Here is a 17,728-nt window from a genome sequence, read left to right as displayed (position 1 = left end):
TGGGCGATTGTTTTCAATTGTGGATAAAAATAAGTCTATTTTGTTACATAGCACTTTTTCGTAGGGCAATTATGCACGGCGGAGCATAATGGCCCCTAGTTTTATGCGTTCCTGACCAAGAGGGGACGCGTGGAAGGAGAAAAGTATGTACAAGTTCAAGAAGTTTGGCGCTGTAGTCGCCGCAGGCGCATTTGCCGCTGTTCTCGCCCTTGCCGGTTGTTCCGGCAACGGTGGCACCTCCGCTGGTAGCGCCGATGCCGGTTCTGCCGCGAAGTCCGACAGCGTGCAGCTCGTCACCAAGGGCAAGCTGACCGTGGGCACCTCTGCCGAGTACGAGCCGTTTGAGTATATGGAGGATGGCGATTACAAGGGCTTCGACCTCGAGCTCATCAAGAAGATCGCCGAGAAGCTCGATCTTGAGGTCGAGTACAAAAACGTCGACTTCGACTCCCTGGTAGCAGGCGTTGCCAGCGGCACCAAGTACGACTGCTCCATCGCAGCTATCACCGCTACCCCCGACCGCAAGAAGGAAGTCGATTTCTCCGACTCCTATTACATGGACGACCAGGCTATCGTCACCCTTAAGGACAACACCACCATCACCGGCGACAACTATGCCGACGAGCTCAACAAGGAGGGCGTGAAGATCGCCGTCCAGTCCGGCTCCACTGCCGAGTCCTTTGCCAAGGAGAACTTCCCCAACGCCGAGCTCGTTCCTTTCAAGAACGCCACGGACTGCTTCTCTGCACTTCAGGCTTCGAAGGCCGACGCTTTGGTGACCAACCGCTCCGTTGCTTCCCAGCTCACCGCATCCTCGTTCGACAACTGCCAGACCATCAAGCAGATCAGCACTGGCGAGGAGTATGCCATCGCTGTCAACAAGGACAACCCCGAGCTCACCAAGAAGATCAACGAGGCTCTGAAGGAGCTTACCGAGGATGGTACCGTTGACGCTCTGATGGAGCAGTACAACATCAAGTAGTTTGTTGCCCCGCTTGTAGCCATCCGGCCCCTTTCGCTCACGGCGAGAGGGGCCTTTGCGCGTATTCGCGCGTGCTTTGGCGAGCGGGAGCGTAAGGAGTTTTATCGTGACTGAACCCGTGAACACAACACTTGGCGGCGCCCGCACGGCCCTGCGTCGTTTGGTTGCTGCCTGTGCCCTTGCGGCTTGTGCTTTGGGCTGCGGCGCCGTTCTGGCCCCTGCGCCTGCCTGCGCCCTTGAGGTGCAAAAGCTCACCGCGCAGCCCAATGCCGATGCCGGCAGCGACGTCCTGGGCGGCAAGGAGACGCGCCTGACCTGGGAGTTCCAGGCCGATGAAGACGAGGCTCTCACCGGCTTTACCGTTACCCTTCCGCAGGGGACCGAGTTTTCCACCGAGGACGCGCGCGTGACCATCCTGTCCGGAGAGGACCTGATGGATCGCACGTTCGTCAAGCCCAAGTACAGCGTCGATGGCCAGACGGTAAAGGCCACCTTCCCTAAGGCAACCGAGGCGGGCAAGTATTTTCGCCTTGAGCTCTACCATGTCGTCTTTCCTACGCAGGGCGGCAGTGAGCAACTGAGCGCAACGTATGAGCTCGCCGATGGTACCGAAAAGGATGTGGCGAACATTCCCGCCCTCACCATCAAGGGCACTTCGGCACTCGACCAGCTTGAGTCGTTCCTCGAGGAGCAGCCTTGGGTTGAGGCATGGAATTCCAACCGCTTCCTGCGCTTGTTCCTCAACCCGCTCATCATCGTCTCCAGTTTGCCTGTTGTGTTCTCGGGCTTTTTGATGGCGCTCGCCATCGTGCTCGTGGCGTTCCCGCTGGCAATTCCCTTTGGCTTCATCCTTTCGCTTATGCGCATCTCCAACTCGCGCATCCTGCACGGCATCTCGGGGTTCTATATCAACATCATCCGCGGCACGCCGGCGTTCCTGCAGATCTACATCGCGTTTTTCGGCCTGCCGCTTGCGGGCGTGAATATTGGCAACTATCCGCTGGGCGTTATCGTGATGGCCATGAACTCGGCGGCCTATCTGTGCGAGATCTTCCGTGCGGGCATCCAGTCCATCCCGCCGGGACAAAATGAGGCGGCTCGTTCCCTTGGCATGAATCGCATGCAGACGATGCTCTATGTCATCATTCCGCAGACCTTCCGCAATGTCTTGCCTACGCTTACCAGCGAGTTTATCTTGCTGTACAAGGATACGTCGCTGCTCGCCGCCGTGGGTGTGATGGAGATCGTCATGTATGCGAAGACGATCGTCGCCACCACCGGCTCCATCACTCCGTATGTGGTGGCGGCCCTGTTCTACCTGCTGGTTACCCTGCCGCTTACGCGCGTGGTGAGCGGTCTGGAAAACAGGCTTGCGGGTAAGACGCCTGCCAAGAAGAATTCCCCCAAGGGAGCCCGTGCAAAGGCGAATGCTGCCGACGCCACCCTCTAGGACCGAGAAGGAGATCTATCTATGAGTGAGAGCAACGAGGTCCGGGAGGACGTCATGTCCGAGGACGACGTAATCGTTCGCATTAAGGATTTGCACAAGAGCTACGGGGACCTGGAGGTCCTGCGCGGCATCGACATCGACGTACACCGCGGTGAGGTTGTGGTTGTGCTTGGCCCTTCCGGTTCCGGTAAGTCGACCATGCTGCGCTGCGTTAACTTGCTTGAGAAGCCCACGAGCGGCCAGATTATCTTCGAGGGCGCTGACATCACGGCTAAGGGCGTGGATATCAACGGTGTGCGTGCCAAGCTGGGCATGGTGTTCCAGCAGTTCAACCTGTTCCCGCATCTTTCGGTCAAGAAGAACGTCATGATCGCCCAGCAAAAGGTGCTCAAGCGTTCCAAGGAGGAGGCCGAGCAGATCGCTGTCCAGGAGCTTGGGAAGGTTGGTTTGGGCGACCGCGTGGATTTCATGCCGAGCCAGCTTTCGGGTGGTCAGCAGCAGCGCGTTGCCATCGCCCGCGCCTTGGCCATGAACCCGCACGTGATGCTGTTTGACGAGGCCACGAGCGCGTTGGACCCCGAGCTCGTTCGCGACGTCCTTGCCGTTATGCGTGATCTTGCCCGCGGCGGCATGACCATGATTGTGGTGACCCATGAGATGAAGTTCGCGCGTGACGTTGCCGACCGCGTGATCTTTATGGACGGCGGCGTGGTTGTCGAACAGGGCACCCCTGCCGAGGTCTTTGACCACCCCAAATCCGAGCGCACCCGCGAATTCCTCGGCCACATCTCCTAATGTGACAAAAAGTCGACAGGTTTATTTTGTCACATTTTCACAAGGCCTTCATATTCTAGGCAGTTGATTGCGGCGTCCCCGCTGAGGTGATCCTTGGCAGGGGCGCTGTTTTGCTTGGGTGTTTGGGACAGGCGAGTGCCAGCAGTGTCTTCTCGACAGCAACTTGTGTCCGGGCGGCATGCTACTTTGATGTCAGTTAAAAAACGAGCGTAAGGATTACCGTGTTTAGCATTGAAGAGAACCTGTTTGATTTCGCATTTTGTCCCATGCCTGCCTTTGCCTATCTGAGCGAGCTTGCCGCTCCCGAGGATTGGGGCGAAAACGATCGCGTGCTCAAGAACTATCTGACGTTTACATTCAAGCGCGCCGTCCATCTGTACAACAAGGCCGCTGAGGCGGGGGAGGGCTGCTCGGTCCTGATCTTTCAGCATGACTGCTGCCTGATGGATACGGGTCTGTTTACGGAGCGTTTCGAGCCCATCTACGTGCTGTTTGAGCCCAATGAGCGACCGGATGCCCACCAGCAGTGGTTTCTCAAGGGCTTCTATAAGGCGAGCGATCCGCGTCTGATTGAGTTCAGCGTGCTTCCCGATCGTGTGCACTTTAGCGAGAACCCTGCCGACTTCGTGTTTGATTATCGTCTTGAGGTACGGACCAATATCGACCATATCTTGGGCGATGCCGAGAATCTCTCTCGTATACCGGATCAGCTCAAGGGCGAGGGCAAGGCGTTTTTGCTACGCCACGCTTTTGAGGGTGCCGTCATGGAGGCAAGTCGCCGGGCTGCTGCCAATTACACCATCGCCGTGCCGCAGTACTACAACGGCAGGATTCAGCTGCTGCTGCCGCTTTGCTTGACGGGCGATACCCCGGAGTTGGCTCTCACCATTCAGCGTGAGGACGGTTACTATTCGGCTCGTACCTGTCTGACGCTTGATATGGCGTACAACAACGCGCGTTTGATCTGCCGCCCCGAGGCTCCTTGGATTAAGGACGCCGCTTGTCCGGACGTGTGCGATGACTAGTGGGCACGGCTGAATAGTTTGTGTCGAAGGATGACGACGCCCCCGCCGAGATTGATTCTCGGCGGGGGCGCGTTGCGTTTGATCATGTGCGCGCCAGGGCCGGGCGTGCTCCGGTGCGATGCGCATCGTTGCGGCTTCCGCGTGTGACGATCGAGGTGACGCGGGCGACAACGGGTGGCGCGGTCGGGCTTCTGGTTAGAGCGCAGATTCGTAAATCGCGCGGGCGTCGTCCAGTGTGAGCTTTTTGAAGTTGCCAAACACCTCGCCGCGCGTGATCTTGAGGCCCGGCATCAGGCTGTCGATATCATCGGCCTTCATGCCAAATTCCGCGAGCGTGCGCGGCATGCCGAGGGAGCAGAAAAACTCCTGGAGTTCGTCGATGGTTTCCATCACGGCATCTTCGATTGCCTGCTCGGGCGTGATGTCTACGCCGTCTGCCTCGGGGTCCACAGGCTCGATGCCAAAGACCTGACGGCCAAACTCCAAGAAGCGCTCGGGGTGCTCGCGCCACACGTAGCGCATCCAGGCGGGGAAAAGTACCGCGAGGCCGGCACCGTGCGTGATCTTCACATCAAAGGCCGAGAGCTCATGCTCCATGCCGTGGCAGGTCCAGTCGCCATCGCGGCCACCGGCACAGCCCAGACCCAAGCCTGCGATGCCATTGTGAGCGAGGGTGCCTGCCCACATGATGTTGGCGCGCGCGTCGTAATCTTGCGGATCTTCCATTACGCGCGGTGCCGCATCCATGATGGCGCGAATTAGGCCGCAGGCGATGTTGTCGGTGACGGGAACCGCGGGCTGGCCGGAGAAGAACCGCTCCATGATGTGCGCGCACATGTCGGTGATGCCCGCTGCGGTTTGGTAGGGCGGCAGGGTGAAAGTGAGCTCGGGGTCCATGAACGCCATGACGGGGCGGTTGAGGTCGGTGTTGCAGCCGCATTTGAGGTGCTCGGCATCGTTGCTGATGACGCAGGAATTGGAGGCTTCGGAACCGGATGCGGGGAGAGTGAGCACGCAGGCGACGTCTACGCGCTGAGCCGGCGCGGCGCGCTTGCGGAAGAAATCCCAGACATCGCCGTCGTAGGGAATGCCCAGGGCAATGGCCTTGGCGCAGTCGATGGCGCTGCCGCCGCCTACAGGCAGAATCAAGTCGACGTTTGCCTCGCGTGCGATGCGCAGGCCCTCGCGAACCGAGGAAATCTCGGGGTTGGGGCGTACGCCGCCGAGCTCCACGTGTGCAACGCCCGCGGCGTCGAGTGAGGCCTTAACGCGTTCGAGCGTTCCAGTGCGCACTACGGATCCGGTGCCGTATACCAGGAGCACCGAGGTGTAGCCAGCGGCTGCGATGTGCTCTCCTACGTGGTCGGCCATTTTGCGGCCAAACATGATGCGCGTTGGCGAATAGAAGGAAAAATCGTTCATGGGGACGCCCTTTCTCGATGGTGTCGTGGCGACATCTACTATAGCGCCCGCCGATGGGGGCCAACGGGCGCTATTTGGGCGGTGACGCAAATTAGCTGAGATGGGGCGCTCGGCAGTTACGCACATGCCGCTGCCGGAGGGCTTGATATTTTTTGATAGACGGCAAAATGTGACAGATTAAACCAGTCGACTATTTGGCACACATGGAGGTGTCGACCGCTGAGCGGTCGGATGTGACAGAATAAACCTGTCGACTTGCTGTCACATGGGCTGCTAGGCGAGTTGAGCGCCGAGGGCATGGCAGGCGGCAATGCCGTCGTCATCGGGCTGTTCGTTGATGATGAGGGAGTCGATGACGTTGACGCCGGTCTCTTCGGCATCTTCCTTCCAGGCATCCATCCACTCCCCGCTGCCCCAGCCGTAAGAGCCAAAGAGTACGACTTTCTTGTCGCCAAGACTGCCCTTAACTTCGTCCCACATGGGTTGGAATTCGCTGTCTTCAAGCTCCTCTGCACCCATGGCGGGGCAACCAAAGGCGTAAGCGTCGTATTCCTCGGCTGCGGAGAGGGAGAAATCGGCGGCTAGAATCTGTTCGACGGTTGCACCCTTTGCCTCGGCTCCCTTGGCCACTGCCGCTGCCATCGCTTCGGTGTTGCCGCTGCCGGTCCAATACACCACTGCTACCTTGCTCATGTTGAACTCCTTTGTTCGATCGATGCCCGGATGGGAAGGATTACCGTTGTACGTGTTGTGGGCGCGTTGCGTTGCGCCCGCTTGCCGCGGGGCTTACTGTGAGGCGGCGAAGGCTCTGTCCGCTTCGATATGCGCGAGCGTATATGCGTGCACAGCGTCGGTAGCGAGCGAACGTCCGCCTTGCTTGGTTTTGGTTGGCGTATACCTTCCAAGGGCCAACTTCGAGGTAGTTTTGCCCGCGGTTTTTGATGAAGCCGATCACGTCTTCGTAGGGATAGCCCAGGAAAAAGCCGATTTCGTGCGGAAACTCACTTCGGCAAACGCGATTGTTGCAGGGGCAGGGCTTGCTTTCATCGTGCACGCGTTTGGCGCCTTGTTTGGCGCTCTCGCTCGACCGGTTCTGCAGGCGACGCGACAGCTCATCGAGGCACGCATCGAGATCGCCGGGGCGATACCCTTCGTTCTCGAGCGGATGCGCCGCCCGCTGGTCGACAAGATACGCTGCAAGTTCGCGAGGGCGATACACGTAGACGAGGGCTCCGCAGCGCTTCCAGGCCAGAATGCGGATTGCGACCCCGGCGTTTGAAACTTGACGTTGGCAATACTTCACAGCTTCGAGAAGGGCCTGTCTGCGCGCGCTTGCTTCGTTCTGGCTTTCGGGCGCTTGCGCTGTGAACGAGCCGGGAAAGGTGAACAGGCTGGCGGGTTTTAGCGCAGCCAAAGTGGGGGAGCAGTTGCGCACTATGGCTTGTTCGAGGGCCTGGACATCGATGGGCCATGTCATGGCGTTCTCCTCTCGTGGTTTCGCTGCGTGCAGGGAGCAGCGGGTTGTTACCATAAGTTAACTATGGGGAACTTATAGCCTTGCAGCGCTGCAGTCAAGAGAAAAAGTCAACTTGATTAAACTTATATGACGGTCGATGCTTCCCAACCCGAGCGGGGTACAGTCGGCAGCGCATGGGCTCGGGGGTTGCCCACCAACAAGAAAGGCACATTGATATGTCCGTATCCACTGTCGTCGTCGTGATCATCATTGCGGTGGGATTCTTCTTAGGTCTCTCTCGCATTGTTGCCAGTTTTTCTGGCAAGAGCTGCTGCTCGGATGGGCAGAAGCGCGCGCGTGTTAAGAGGGCTATCGTGGCCGATATCGATGTCTCCCACTATCCGTATCAAGCGAATTTTCTCATCGGCGGCATGAGTTGCGAGGGCTGTGCGCAAAACGTCGCCAATGCCCTGAATGCCGTCGAGGGGACTTGGGCCACGGTTGACCTTGGGAGTCGTATCGCCACGGTTCGATCGAAGACTCCAATCGATCAGGGGGCTCTTTCGGATGCCGTGCGCAAAGCGGGCTATAAAATCTTGCAGCCATAGTGTTGCCGGGCGCATGCGTTGCGGCGCGTTGTAGCTCGGACGTCGCGTGGTGGCCGTCGCTGCGGCAGGCGGTATGACAAGGCGTGGCGGCCAAGGAGCCGTCTTCGATTCGTCCACGGTAACTCGACATTTCGGCCAGTGGCAAAATGTGACAGATTAAACCTGTCGTCTTTTTGTCACATAGGCATCTAGCTGGGGCTTCTTGGGAAGCGCTCCTCGGCGAAGGCTTGGATGTGACAAAATAAACCTGTCGTTTTTTTGTCACATGGGAGCAAGGGGCTTTTGGGTACACTTCCTTAAATTTGAAATGAGGAGGACACACATGCCTTATTACGGATACGGTTACGGCTACGGAATAGATCCGCTTTACTTGCTCGTAGTGCTTGTCTCCACGGTTATCGGTCTTGCCGCCCAGGCGTATATCAAGTCAACGTACGGCACCTGGTCTAACGTCAAGTCCGATGGCATCACCGGCGCCGAGGCGGCGCGCCGCATGCTCGACGCCAACGGCTGTCAAAACGTTGGCATCAAAAGCATTGGCGGCACCCTTACCGATAACTACAACCCTACCGATAACAGCCTCTATCTTTCGCGCGATAACCAGTATGGCGGGTCGGTCGCGAGCGTTGCCGTCGCTTGCCACGAGGCGGGTCACGCCGCTCAACACGAGCAGGGCTATGCGATGATGAAGCTCCGCTCGGCCCTGGTGCCGGTCGTGAACCTCACCCAGAACGCCTGGACGATCGTCTTTATCCTCGGCGTTGCACTGAACCTTGCGGGCCTGACCACGCTTGCCATCTGGCTCTTCTCGTTCTCCGTTCTCTTCCAGGTCGTTACCTTGCCGGTCGAGATCGATGCAAGCCGTCGCGGCGTGCGCTATATCCAGGAATCGGGCATGAGCGCTCAGCAGGTGCGCGGCGCCAAGAAGGTACTCACCGCAGCTGCGCTTACGTACGTGGCGGCTGCCCTCTCCTCGGTGATTCAGCTGCTCTACCTGCTTGCTCGTACGTCTCGTCGTAACGATTAGCGACCCTATCGAGAAATATGACAAAACAAACCCGTGGGCTTTTGTCATGCGGGGAGCAGTATCGCGTCGTTCCTGTCCGGGCGGCGCGATAGACTTGTTATTTGATAAGACGATGCTTCATATAAAAAGAGAGGGGGCTGATAGTGGAAGGCTGGAACTTGACCGGGACCTCTTCGGGCTCGTTTATCGACTTTGCGAACGCCATGGCCGATAGCGAGGCCGCGGGGCAATCCGCTGCGGGAAAGGACACCGACGCCCTTTCTGTTTCCCAAGCGGTCGAGATAGCGGCGAATGCGCTCGATGCCATCCCGCAGCTCACGGTAATTGGCGAAGTGACGGGTTTTCGCGGCCCCAACGCTCGAAGCGGCCATTGCTATTTTCAGATTAAAGACGATTCCTCTGCGGTCGATTGCAAGATTTGGCGCGGCGTCTACTTAAAGCGTGCCTTCGATTTGCGCGACGGCTTACAGGTGCAGTTTACCGGCTCGTTTGATCTGTACAAGCCCACGGGGCGCATGAGCTTTATTGCGCGGAGTTTCTCGCTTGCGGGGGAGGGCCTGCTTCGTCAGCAGGTGGCGGCTCTTGCCGAGAAGCTGCGCCGCGAGGGCCTTATGGACGAGACACGCAAGCGCCATGTTCCCGTGTTTTGCAATCGCGTGGCCGTGGTCACGTCGCTTTCGGGCGCGGTGATCGACGACGTGAAGCGTACGCTGCGCCGCCGCAACCCGCTTGTGGAGCTTATCTGCGTGGGCGCGAAGGTTCAGGGCGAGGGGGCTCCTGCCGAGCTTATCGAGGCCTTGCGCCGCGCCGCCGCAATCGAGCCTGCTCCCGACTGCATCTTGCTTGTGCGCGGAGGCGGTTCGTTTGAGGACCTTATGACCTTTAACGATGAGTGCTTGGCGCGCGCCGTGGCCTCCTGTCCGGTGCCCGTGGTGACTGGTATCGGCCACGAGCCCGACACATCCATCTGCGATATGGTGAGCGATCGACGCTGCTCGACGCCTACGGCCGCGGCGGAGTCGGTGGCGCCCGCCCTTGCCGACCTCGTCGAGGTGACCTCCACGCGCGAACGCCGCCTGGCAAACGCGATGAACGTGCGTCTGGCTGCAGCCCAAGATGCTCTTGGCAATGATTTGCAGCGCGTGCAGAGGGCTATGGACGCGCGCTTGGAGCGCATACGCCTCACGCTCGAGGCAGCTGCCGCCCGTCCCTGCCTGACCGACCCTACGGTTATTGTGGATCGCCGTCGGGTGGAGCTTTCGCAAACCGCCGAGCGTTTGGACGCGGCTATTGAACACGCGCATAAGCGTTTTGCGCAGCAGCTTGAGCTTGTGACCCCTCGTTTGCGTGGGGCCACTGCGGGCTTTTCCAAGAAACGTCACGCGCTCGAGCTCTCCACCTCGCAGCTTCGCCATGTGGGCGCGAGTCTTCTTAACGCTCCTCATTCGCAGCTGGCGTCTTCGGCCGCGGCACTTGATGCGCTTTCTCCGCTCAAGGTCCTTGCGCGCGGATACTCGATTGCCTATGCGCCCACAGGAGTGCTCACGAGTATTGCCGATGCGCGCCCGGACGACGAGGTTCGCATTGCGCTCGCCGACGGTAACGTGCGCGCACGCGTGACGTCTGTCGAGGCGGCAGACAACCTGAACGTCGATGCTGCGGACCCTGCGAACTAGCGGGAACTTTTGGATATAGATACCTTGGAAGAAAGGGATTGTGACAATGGAGAACCAGACCAACGTAGACGAGCTGAGCTACCGCGAGGCATCGACCGAGCTCGAGCACATCATTCGCAACCTCGAATCGGGCGATATGGAACTTGAGGCTTCCCTTAAGAGCTATACACGTGGTGTGGAGCTGCTTCGCAGCCTGCGCGGTCGCCTGGCAGATGCCGAGCAGAAGGTCTCGGTGCTCATGGCCGATATCGATGGAAACGATGTGCTGCAGCCCGCAGACGCAGCGAGCACGGAGGACAAGCCGAGCTTTTTATAAGGGTGCGCCGGGGATGCGCCGGCCTCGGCCGCTTGCGGTGAGATAGATGCGGCCGGCTCACCCGTGCTCGCCGTATAATCGAGGAGGCCTGCGCTGTCGTGGCTTTGCGTCCGGCTGCCGTGCACCGTGCGGCTGAAGCTTTGGCCTTGCAACTCAACATGAAAGGACCCAACATGGAAGACTGCATCTTCTGCAAGATTGCTGCTCACGAGATTCCCTCTACCGTGGTCTATGAGGACGATCAGGTTATCGCTTTTGACGATCTGAACCCTCAGGCGCCCGTGCACACGCTTGTTATCCCCAAGGAGCACTACGCCAACATCTGCGATGGCGTGCCGGGCGAGACGCTCGCCGCCATGGCGCACGCTGTGGACGAGGTTGTGCGCGCAAAGGGCCTTACCGGCGGATTCCGCGTGATTACCAATACCGGCGCCGACGCCGGTCAGACCGTGATGCACTTCCATATGCACGTGCTGGGCGGATGCGACCTTGGTGAGAACCTCATCTAGGTATGCATGACAACGTTTCCCCAGCGTTAACGTCGTATTTGGTTGTAAATACCCTGTAGCAGTTGCGTATTTTGCCCATGCAGACGCCGTTTCTGGCGTATTATGGGCACCGTTGTGTCGAGGGTGCGTCCTCGACACGCTTGAAAGTATCTTGAAGATAGGAGATTCATGAACGTTCTTGTTGTGAACGCAGGCAGCTCGAGCCTCAAGTATCAGTTGCTCAACACGACGACCGGTGAGGTTTTTGCCAAGGGTAACTGCGAGCGCATCGGCATCGACGGTTCCTTCATCGGCCACTCCGAGAATGGCAAGAAGGATACCCTGGAGGTTGCCCTGCCCGATCACAAGACGGCCATCAAGCATGTCTTCGATATCCTCAAGACCGTCGACCAGCCCATCGAGGGCATCGGCCACCGCGTCGTTCAAGGCGGCTGGTACTTCCCCGAGTCCAAGGTCGTTACCGACGAGACCCTCGGCTGGGTCCGTGAGGTTGCACCGCTTGCCCCGCTGCACAACTATGCCGAGGCCGATGTTATCGAGATTTGCCGCGAGATGTTCCCCGAGCTGGGCAACGTTATTGTTCCGGATACCGCATTCCACTACAACATGCCCGAGCACGCCTGGCGCTATGCCATTCCGCGTGACGTGGTCGACACCTACCATGTGCGCAAGTACGGCGCTCATGGCACCTCGCACCGCTACATCTGGCGCACCGTTGATAAGTTCACCAACCACGAGACCCACAAGCTCGTGAGCTGCCACCTGGGCTCTGGCGCTTCTCTGTGCGCCATCGAGGACGGTCAGTGCATGGATACCACCATGGGCCTGACCCCGCTCGACGGCCTGGTCATGGGTACCCGCTGCGGCACTGTCGACCCTGCTACCGTGTTCTATCTCAACCGCGTTGCCAACATGAGCATCGACGAGATCGACACTATGATGAACAAGCAGTCCGGTCTGCTCGCTGTTTCTGCCAAGTCTTCCGATTCCCGTGACATCACGGCCGCTGCTGCCGAGGGCGACGAGAAGTGCGCCATGGCCCTCGAGATGTTCTACTATCGCACGAGCCAGCTCTTCGCCGAGATGGCTGCTTCCATGGAGGGTGTGGACACCATGGCCTTCACTGCGGGCATTGGCGAGAACTCTGCCGAGATGCGTCAGGGCGTTGCCGACCGTCTGGCCTGGATGGGCGTCAAGATCGATCCCGAGCTCAACGCCATCCGTTCCGACGATCCGCGCGTCATCTCCACGCCGGATTCCAAGATTCGCGTTCTCGTGGTTCCCACCAACGAGGAGCTTATGATCGCTCTTGATGTCGAGGCCCTGCTTGGCTAATCTCAGCTGATTGCTCGATTGATGCATGCGCCCGGTCGCCCTGTGCGGCCGGGCGTTTTTTATCGCGCAACTGGCCCGCGCTACTCCACGGCACCACTCGGATTCCAGGCGATTCCCCCATGCTCTTTTTGCTTTTAGCCGTGGCCGTCCCTTTTGGTGAACGGTCCGAACAAAGATGTTCATCTTTTGTATGCCGAGTCAAAATAGCTTCGCCTGCGGGCTATTTAAGGCCGCTGGGGGAGGGCATCCGTCTTGGAAGAAATGGCAGCCGATACACTTGCACCAATTTGTTGCTTTGCGATAGCTCATTGCAACAAGAGGAGAAATGCAAGGTAGACAAGTAAGTTTAGGCTTACTTGCTGTGTGTTGCTATGGAGAGGGGAGACTGTATGGCAAGACTTCACGTAATGGAGCGCAGCCATGCGCAGGCGGTCATGGACGATCTGCACGACGCGCTTGGCCGCAGGCTGGCAGTGAGTTCGCTCGCGCCATGTCCTGTCGAGTTCACCGCAGCGCTCGTACGCATGTGTTCGACGCAGAGCTGTGGCAAGTGCACGCCGTGCCGAGTCGGACTGCGTGCACTCGATGACCTTTTGCAGGATGTGCTTGAGGGAGATGCCAACGACGACACGCTCGCGCTTATCGAGCGCACGGCCGAGACCATCTATTATTCGAGCGATTGCGCCATCGGTTACGAGGCGGGCGAGATGGCCCTTACCGCCATCCGCGGTTTCCGTGACGACTTTGAACATCACATTCAGCATCATAGCTGCGGGTTCGACAGAGCAGAACAGGTTCCCTGCGTTTCCGGCTGCCCTGCTCATGTTGATATTCCCGGCTACATCTCTTTGGTGGAGGCTGGGCGCAACACCGATGCCGTCAAGCTCATTCGTAAGGACAACCCCTTGCCGTGCGTCTGCGGCCTTGTGTGCGAGCATCCATGCGAGATGCACTGCCGTCGTGGCATGGTAGACGATCCCATGAACATCCTTGCGCTCAAACGCTTTGCTACCGAGCATATGGAGTGCGATTACCGCCCTGCGATCGCGTCTGCCACAGGCAAGAAGATTGCCATTGTCGGAGGCGGCCCCGCCGGCCTTTCGTGCGCTTACTACCTCGTTGTTATGGGCCATAAGGTCACGATCTTTGAGCAGCGTAAACATCTTGGCGGCATGCTGCGCTACGGCATTCCCAGCTATCGCTTGCCTCGCGAGCGCCTTCAGTCCGAGATTGACTGGATTCTCGCCTGTGGTATCGATGTCGAACTCGAGCATTCCATCGATGCCGCGGAGCTTGAACGTCTTGGTGCCGATTTCGATTCCGTCTATTTGGCAATCGGTGCGCATGCAGACAAGAAGCTTGGCCTTCCCAACGAAGATGCGCCCGGCGTCGAGTCTGCGGTGAAGATGCTTCGCGCCATTGGCGACGAGGTCATGCCCGACCTTTCGGACCAGCGCATCGTGGTCGTGGGAGGCGGAAACGTCGCCATGGACGTTGCTCGCTCCGCTGTTCGTCTTGGCGCACAAAAGGTTTCCATCGTCTACCGTCGCCGTATCTGCGATATGACGGCGCAGGATGCCGAAATCGCCGGTGCCCAGGCCGAAGGCTGCGAAATTCTCGAGCTCACGGCCCCTGTTGCGGTTGAGGTCGATGCATCCGGACATGCCTGCGGCCTTCGCGTTCAGCCTCAGATCATCGGCGAGCCTCGTCGTGGTCGCCCGGCACCGCGAGCTTCCGAAGAAGCCGAACGCGTGATTGCGTGCGAGCGCATCTACGTGGCCATCGGCCAGGATATCGTCTCTGCGCCGTTTGAGGCTATGGGTGTTGCCTGCAAATGGGGACGCATCCTCACCGAGCCCGATGGAAGCGTTCCTGGGTTTGACGGCATGTTTTGCGGTGGCGACTGCCAGACCGGTCCCGCAACGGTTATTCGCGCCATCAATGCGGGTAAGGTCGCAGCTGCGAATATCGACCATTATCTTGGCTTCGATCACAAGATCGGCATCGATACCGAGCTTCCTTCACTCAAGCTCAAGGGCCTTCACAAGTGTGGCCGGTGCGAGCTCAAGGAGCGCGAGGCTGGCGAGCGCATCGATGATTGGGAGCTTGTTGAGCAGGGTCTCTCGTCCGAAGAGGCGCGCCAGGAGGCTTCACGCTGCCTGCGCTGCGACCACTTTGGCTTTGGCTCGTTTCGCGGAGGGAGGATTGACCAATGGTAACGATTACGATTGACGGTAACGTCTGCGAAGTGCCCGCCAACACGACGATTCTGGAAGCGGCGGCTTCTGTAGGCATCAAGATCCCAACACTGTGCTATCTCAAGGATCTAAACGAGGTGGGCGGTTGCCGCGTTTGCGTTGTTGAGGTCGAGGGCGCCGAACACCTTGTTGCCGCCTGCAACAACATTGTTCTCGATGGCATGGTCGTCCATACGAACACGCCCAAGGTCCGTGCCGCGCGCATGACCAATGTCGAGCTTTTGCTCTCCCAGCACGATTCCTCGTGTACGAGCTGCGTGCGTTCTGGCAACTGCACTCTTCAGACCGTAGCCAACGACCTGGGCATCTATCGACTTCCGTACAAGAAGCATGTTGAGCATAACTCCTGGGATCGCACGTTCCCGCTTATTCGCGATAACGAGAAGTGCATCCGCTGCCTTCGTTGCATCCAGGTGTGCGAGAAGGTTCAGGGGCTTGGGGTCTGGGACCTTACCAATCGCGCCTCGCATGCCTCTGTGGACGTGTGCGGCCGCAAGCCCATCACCGAGGTCGACTGCGCCGCGTGCGGTCAGTGCATCACCCATTGTCCCGTGGGCGCTCTTCGTGAGCGCGACGACACCGAGCGCGTCTTTGACGCCATGGCAGACCCGAACAAAGTCGTCATGTTCCAGATCGCTCCTGCCGTGCGCACCTCCTGGGGAGAGGAGCTGGGTCTTTCCCGTGAGGAGGCAACGGTCGAGCGCCTCTGCTCCCTCCTGCATGCCATGGGTGCGAGCTATGTCTTCGATACCGATTTCTCGGCTGACCTCACCATTATGGAAGAGGGTTCCGAGCTGCTGCACCGCATTGCCAGGCATGACGCCGGCGGCGAGGATGCGCCCGCGTTGCCGCTCATGACGTCGTGCTGTCCGGGCTGGGTGCGCTACGTCAAGGCGCGCTATCCGCAGTTCGTGCCGCAGGTCTCGACTTCGAAGTCCCCGCAGCAGATGTTTGGCGCCATGGCAAAGACGCATTATGCCGATGCGCTTGGTGTCGAGGCGAAGGATGTCTTTTGCGTCTCGGTCATGCCCTGCGTTGCGAAGAAAACCGAGGCCGCGCTTCCCACCATGGTGGGGGAGGGCGGCGACCCCGATGTTGACGTTGTCCTGACGGTTCGCGAGGTCGTGCGCATGATTCGGGCGTCGCATATGGACCCCGCCAGCTACGAAGATCGCGAGCTCGATCGACCGCTTGGTTTTGGCACGGGTGCCGGTGTGATCTTTGGCACGACCGGCGGCGTTATGGAGGCGGCGCTGCGCTCGGCATATTTCCTTGTAGTGGGGGAGAATCCCGCGCCCGATGCCTTTAAGGGGGTTCGTGGCTGTGATGGCTGGCGCGAGGCCGTCTTCGACCTCAACGGCCGCGAGCTGCGCGTGGCGGTAGCCCATGGCCTGGCAAATGCCGGCAAGCTGCTCGATGCGCTGGAGCGCGGCGCTGTGCACTATGACTTCGTTGAGGTCATGGCGTGCCCGGGCGGCTGCGTTGGCGGTGGCGGCCAGCCCATTCAGGATGGCGTTGAGCTTGCCGACGAGAGGGCGGCGGTGCTGCGAGCGCTTGACCATGATGCGCAGATCCGCTTTAGCCACGAGAATCCCGACGTGGCAGCCTGCTATCGAGACTTTCTGTGCGAGCCGCTTTCCGAGCTTTCCGAAAAGCTGCTGCACACAGATCATACGGCTTGGGATATGCCGTAGCCTGTAGATAAAAAACGCCCTCCCTCGCTTTGACCGACTGGTCGTTACGGGGGAGGGCGAATTCTTACCGCGTAGACAGGCGCGTTAGAAAAGGGCTTTTGAGCAGCAAGGTTACTCGGCCATCTGAGCCTGGACGGCGGTGATGGCAACGACGCCCACGATGTCGTCTGCAGAGCAGCCGCGGGACAGGTCGTTCACCGGCTTGGCGATACCCTGGAGCACGGGGCCGTAAGCCTCGGCACCAGCGAAGCGCTGAACGAGCTTGTAGCCGATGTTGCCACTCTCAAGGTCGGGGAAGACCAGGATGTTGGCGTTACCGGCAACGGAGGAGTGGGGAGCCTTGAGCTCGGCCACGGACTTCACGAGCGCGGCGTCGAGCTGCAGGTCGCCGTCGAGAGCAAGCTCGGGAGCCTTCTCGTTGGCAAGCTGCACGGCCTCCTGGACCTTGGCGGGAACGTCGCCCTTGGCGGAGCCCATGGTGGAGAAGGAGAGCATAGCGACCTTGGGGTCGGCACCGGGCATAAAGGCGCGCCAGGAGTCGGCGGAGGCGATGGCGATCTCGGAGAGCTCATCGGCGGTGGGGTTGATATTCAGGCCGCAGTCGGCAAACAGCAGGGTGCCGTTCTCGCCGTACTCGGGGGTCTTGGTGCACATGATGAAGAAGGCCGAGACCAGCTTGGTGCCGGGGGCGGTCTTTAGGATCTGCAGTGCGGGGCGCAGGGTGTTGGCCGTGGAGTGGCAAGCGCCGGAGACCAGGCCGTCGGCGTCGCCCATCTTGACCATCATGGTGCCAAAGTAGGTGGCGTCGTTCATCTGCTCGCGAGCCTCGGGAAGGGTGACGCCCTTCTTAGCGCGAAGCTCGGCGAACTTGGCGGCATAATCCTCTTTGCGCTCGGCAGTGCGGGGGTTGATAACGGTGGCGCCGGGAACGTCGATCTCTGCGGGGTCGCCCAGGATGATGAGGTTGGCAAGGCCTTCCTCGACAATCTTCTTGGCAGCCTCGATGGTGCGGGGGTCCTCACCCTCGGGAAGAACGATGGTCTTCTTGTCTGCCTTGGCAGCAGCTTTCATACGGTCCAGGAAATCGCTCATGTCTCTCCTCATCTCTTTGCGCACAAACATTCAAGTTCATGTTGAGCATTCCTTGTGTGGCACGAAACATTATAGGTACCACG

General features: G+C 59.4%; 16 protein-coding genes. 12 read left to right on the top strand and 4 right to left on the bottom strand.

All coding sequences use genetic code 11. The features are described 5' to 3' along the window. Window positions 1-145 precede the first annotated feature (145 nt). The 4 genes from BQ9843_RS04235 (at window position 146) to BQ9843_RS04220 (ending at window position 4,252) form a co-directional block, all read left to right on the top strand. Window positions 146-982 (top strand): ABC transporter substrate-binding protein, encoded by an 837-nt coding sequence (locus BQ9843_RS04235; RefSeq protein ID WP_075843998.1) that lies wholly within the window; start codon window positions 146-148, stop codon window positions 980-982. Window positions 983-1,088: 106 nt separating this feature from the next. Next, on the top strand, window positions 1,089-2,432 hold the full coding sequence (locus BQ9843_RS04230; RefSeq protein ID WP_230205579.1) for an amino acid ABC transporter permease: 1,344 nt from the start codon (window positions 1,089-1,091) through the stop codon (window positions 2,430-2,432). A 21-nt stretch (window positions 2,433-2,453) separates the two neighbouring features. Beyond that, window positions 2,454-3,227: an amino acid ABC transporter ATP-binding protein gene (locus BQ9843_RS04225; RefSeq protein WP_040220665.1), complete on the top strand. Its 774-nt coding sequence runs from the start codon at window positions 2,454-2,456 to the stop codon at window positions 3,225-3,227. A gap of 221 nt (window positions 3,228-3,448) precedes the next feature. Further along, on the top strand, window positions 3,449-4,252 hold the full coding sequence (locus tag BQ9843_RS04220; protein ID WP_143327621.1) for a DUF3825 domain-containing protein: 804 nt from the start codon (window positions 3,449-3,451) through the stop codon (window positions 4,250-4,252). 195 nt (window positions 4,253-4,447) lie between these two features. Here BQ9843_RS04220 and BQ9843_RS04215 read toward each other — a convergent pair whose 3' ends face one another. The 3 genes from BQ9843_RS04215 to BQ9843_RS04205 all read right to left on the bottom strand — a co-directional run bounded on the left by BQ9843_RS04215 (window position 4,448) and on the right by BQ9843_RS04205 (window position 7,151). Beyond that, window positions 4,448-5,674 (bottom strand): iron-containing alcohol dehydrogenase, encoded by a 1,227-nt coding sequence (locus BQ9843_RS04215; RefSeq protein WP_075843997.1) that lies wholly within the window; start codon window positions 5,672-5,674, stop codon window positions 4,448-4,450. Window positions 5,675-5,947: 273 nt separating this feature from the next. After that, on the bottom strand, window positions 5,948-6,367 hold the full coding sequence (locus BQ9843_RS04210) for a flavodoxin (protein WP_075843996.1): 420 nt from the start codon (window positions 6,365-6,367) through the stop codon (window positions 5,948-5,950). Between the two features lie 40 nt (window positions 6,368-6,407). Beyond that, window positions 6,408-7,151: a DUF3793 family protein gene (locus tag BQ9843_RS04205; protein WP_075843995.1), complete on the bottom strand. Its 744-nt coding sequence runs from the start codon at window positions 7,149-7,151 to the stop codon at window positions 6,408-6,410. Between the two features lie 215 nt (window positions 7,152-7,366). Between BQ9843_RS04205 and BQ9843_RS04200 the strand changes: the two genes are divergently transcribed. From BQ9843_RS04200 to BQ9843_RS04165, 8 genes are all read left to right on the top strand, one after another. Continuing rightward, window positions 7,367-7,738, top strand: a complete 372-nt coding sequence (locus BQ9843_RS04200; RefSeq protein WP_075843994.1) for a heavy-metal-associated domain-containing protein — start codon at window positions 7,367-7,369, stop codon at window positions 7,736-7,738. A 322-nt stretch (window positions 7,739-8,060) separates the two neighbouring features. Further along, complete coding sequence (locus BQ9843_RS04195) at window positions 8,061-8,765, top strand: zinc metallopeptidase (RefSeq protein ID WP_075843993.1); 705 nt, start codon at window positions 8,061-8,063, stop codon at window positions 8,763-8,765. Window positions 8,766-8,908: 143 nt separating this feature from the next. Continuing rightward, a complete protein-coding gene (gene xseA / locus BQ9843_RS04190; protein ID WP_326844825.1) occupies window positions 8,909-10,441 on the top strand; it encodes an exodeoxyribonuclease VII large subunit in 1,533 nt (510 codons plus the stop codon). Window positions 10,442-10,487: 46 nt separating this feature from the next. Next, entirely contained in the window at window positions 10,488-10,757 is a 270-nt protein-coding gene (gene xseB, locus BQ9843_RS04185; protein WP_022387738.1) for an exodeoxyribonuclease VII small subunit, read from the top strand. A 173-nt stretch (window positions 10,758-10,930) separates the two neighbouring features. Further along, window positions 10,931-11,266: a histidine triad nucleotide-binding protein gene (locus BQ9843_RS04180; RefSeq protein WP_040220863.1), complete on the top strand. Its 336-nt coding sequence runs from the start codon at window positions 10,931-10,933 to the stop codon at window positions 11,264-11,266. Between the two features lie 168 nt (window positions 11,267-11,434). Further along, window positions 11,435-12,601, top strand: coding sequence for an acetate/propionate family kinase (locus BQ9843_RS04175; protein ID WP_075843992.1), 1,167 nt, complete (start codon window positions 11,435-11,437; stop codon window positions 12,599-12,601). A gap of 389 nt (window positions 12,602-12,990) precedes the next feature. After that, window positions 12,991-14,820 carry an NAD(P)-binding protein gene (locus tag BQ9843_RS04170; RefSeq protein ID WP_075843991.1) on the top strand — a complete coding sequence of 610 codons (1,830 nt, stop codon included), beginning with the start codon at window positions 12,991-12,993 and terminating at the stop codon, window positions 14,818-14,820. Further along, window positions 14,814-16,553: a [FeFe] hydrogenase, group A gene (locus tag BQ9843_RS04165; RefSeq protein ID WP_075843990.1), complete on the top strand. Its 1,740-nt coding sequence runs from the start codon at window positions 14,814-14,816 to the stop codon at window positions 16,551-16,553. The genes BQ9843_RS04170 and BQ9843_RS04165 overlap by 7 nt, the downstream gene beginning before the upstream one ends. Window positions 16,554-16,664: 111 nt before the next feature. Here BQ9843_RS04165 and pta read toward each other — a convergent pair whose 3' ends face one another. Next, the gene (gene pta, locus BQ9843_RS04160; RefSeq protein ID WP_022387743.1) at window positions 16,665-17,645 is read right to left on the bottom strand and encodes a phosphate acetyltransferase; all 981 of its coding nucleotides are present in this window, start codon (window positions 17,643-17,645) and stop codon (window positions 16,665-16,667) included. Window positions 17,646-17,728 lie beyond the last annotated feature (83 nt).

The organism is Collinsella bouchesdurhonensis, from assembly GCF_900155365.1.
Lineage (GTDB): Bacteria > Actinomycetota > Coriobacteriia > Coriobacteriales > Coriobacteriaceae > Collinsella > Collinsella bouchesdurhonensis.
Note: the sequence above shows the minus strand (reverse complement) of the source record. Positions and strands in the feature narration are given on the sequence as shown.

Coding starts and splice junctions, on each gene's coding strand:
- BQ9843_RS04235 (WP_075843998.1), top strand. CDS start 146: ATGTACAAGTTCAAGAAGTTTGGCGCTGTAGTCGCCGCAGGCGCATTT.
- BQ9843_RS04225 (WP_040220665.1), top strand. CDS start 2,454: ATGAGTGAGAGCAACGAGGTCCGGGAGGACGTCATGTCCGAGGACGAC.
- BQ9843_RS04215 (WP_075843997.1), bottom strand. CDS start 5,674: ATGAACGATTTTTCCTTCTATTCGCCAACGCGCATCATGTTTGGCCGC.
- BQ9843_RS04210 (WP_075843996.1), bottom strand. CDS start 6,367: ATGAGCAAGGTAGCAGTGGTGTATTGGACCGGCAGCGGCAACACCGAA.
- BQ9843_RS04205 (WP_075843995.1), bottom strand. CDS start 7,151: ATGACATGGCCCATCGATGTCCAGGCCCTCGAACAAGCCATAGTGCGC.
- BQ9843_RS04200 (WP_075843994.1), top strand. CDS start 7,367: ATGTCCGTATCCACTGTCGTCGTCGTGATCATCATTGCGGTGGGATTC.
- BQ9843_RS04195 (WP_075843993.1), top strand. CDS start 8,061: ATGCCTTATTACGGATACGGTTACGGCTACGGAATAGATCCGCTTTAC.
- xseB (WP_022387738.1), top strand. CDS start 10,488: ATGGAGAACCAGACCAACGTAGACGAGCTGAGCTACCGCGAGGCATCG.
- BQ9843_RS04180 (WP_040220863.1), top strand. CDS start 10,931: ATGGAAGACTGCATCTTCTGCAAGATTGCTGCTCACGAGATTCCCTCT.
- BQ9843_RS04175 (WP_075843992.1), top strand. CDS start 11,435: ATGAACGTTCTTGTTGTGAACGCAGGCAGCTCGAGCCTCAAGTATCAG.
- BQ9843_RS04170 (WP_075843991.1), top strand. CDS start 12,991: ATGGCAAGACTTCACGTAATGGAGCGCAGCCATGCGCAGGCGGTCATG.
- BQ9843_RS04165 (WP_075843990.1), top strand. CDS start 14,814: ATGGTAACGATTACGATTGACGGTAACGTCTGCGAAGTGCCCGCCAAC.
- pta (WP_022387743.1), bottom strand. CDS start 17,645: ATGAGCGATTTCCTGGACCGTATGAAAGCTGCTGCCAAGGCAGACAAG.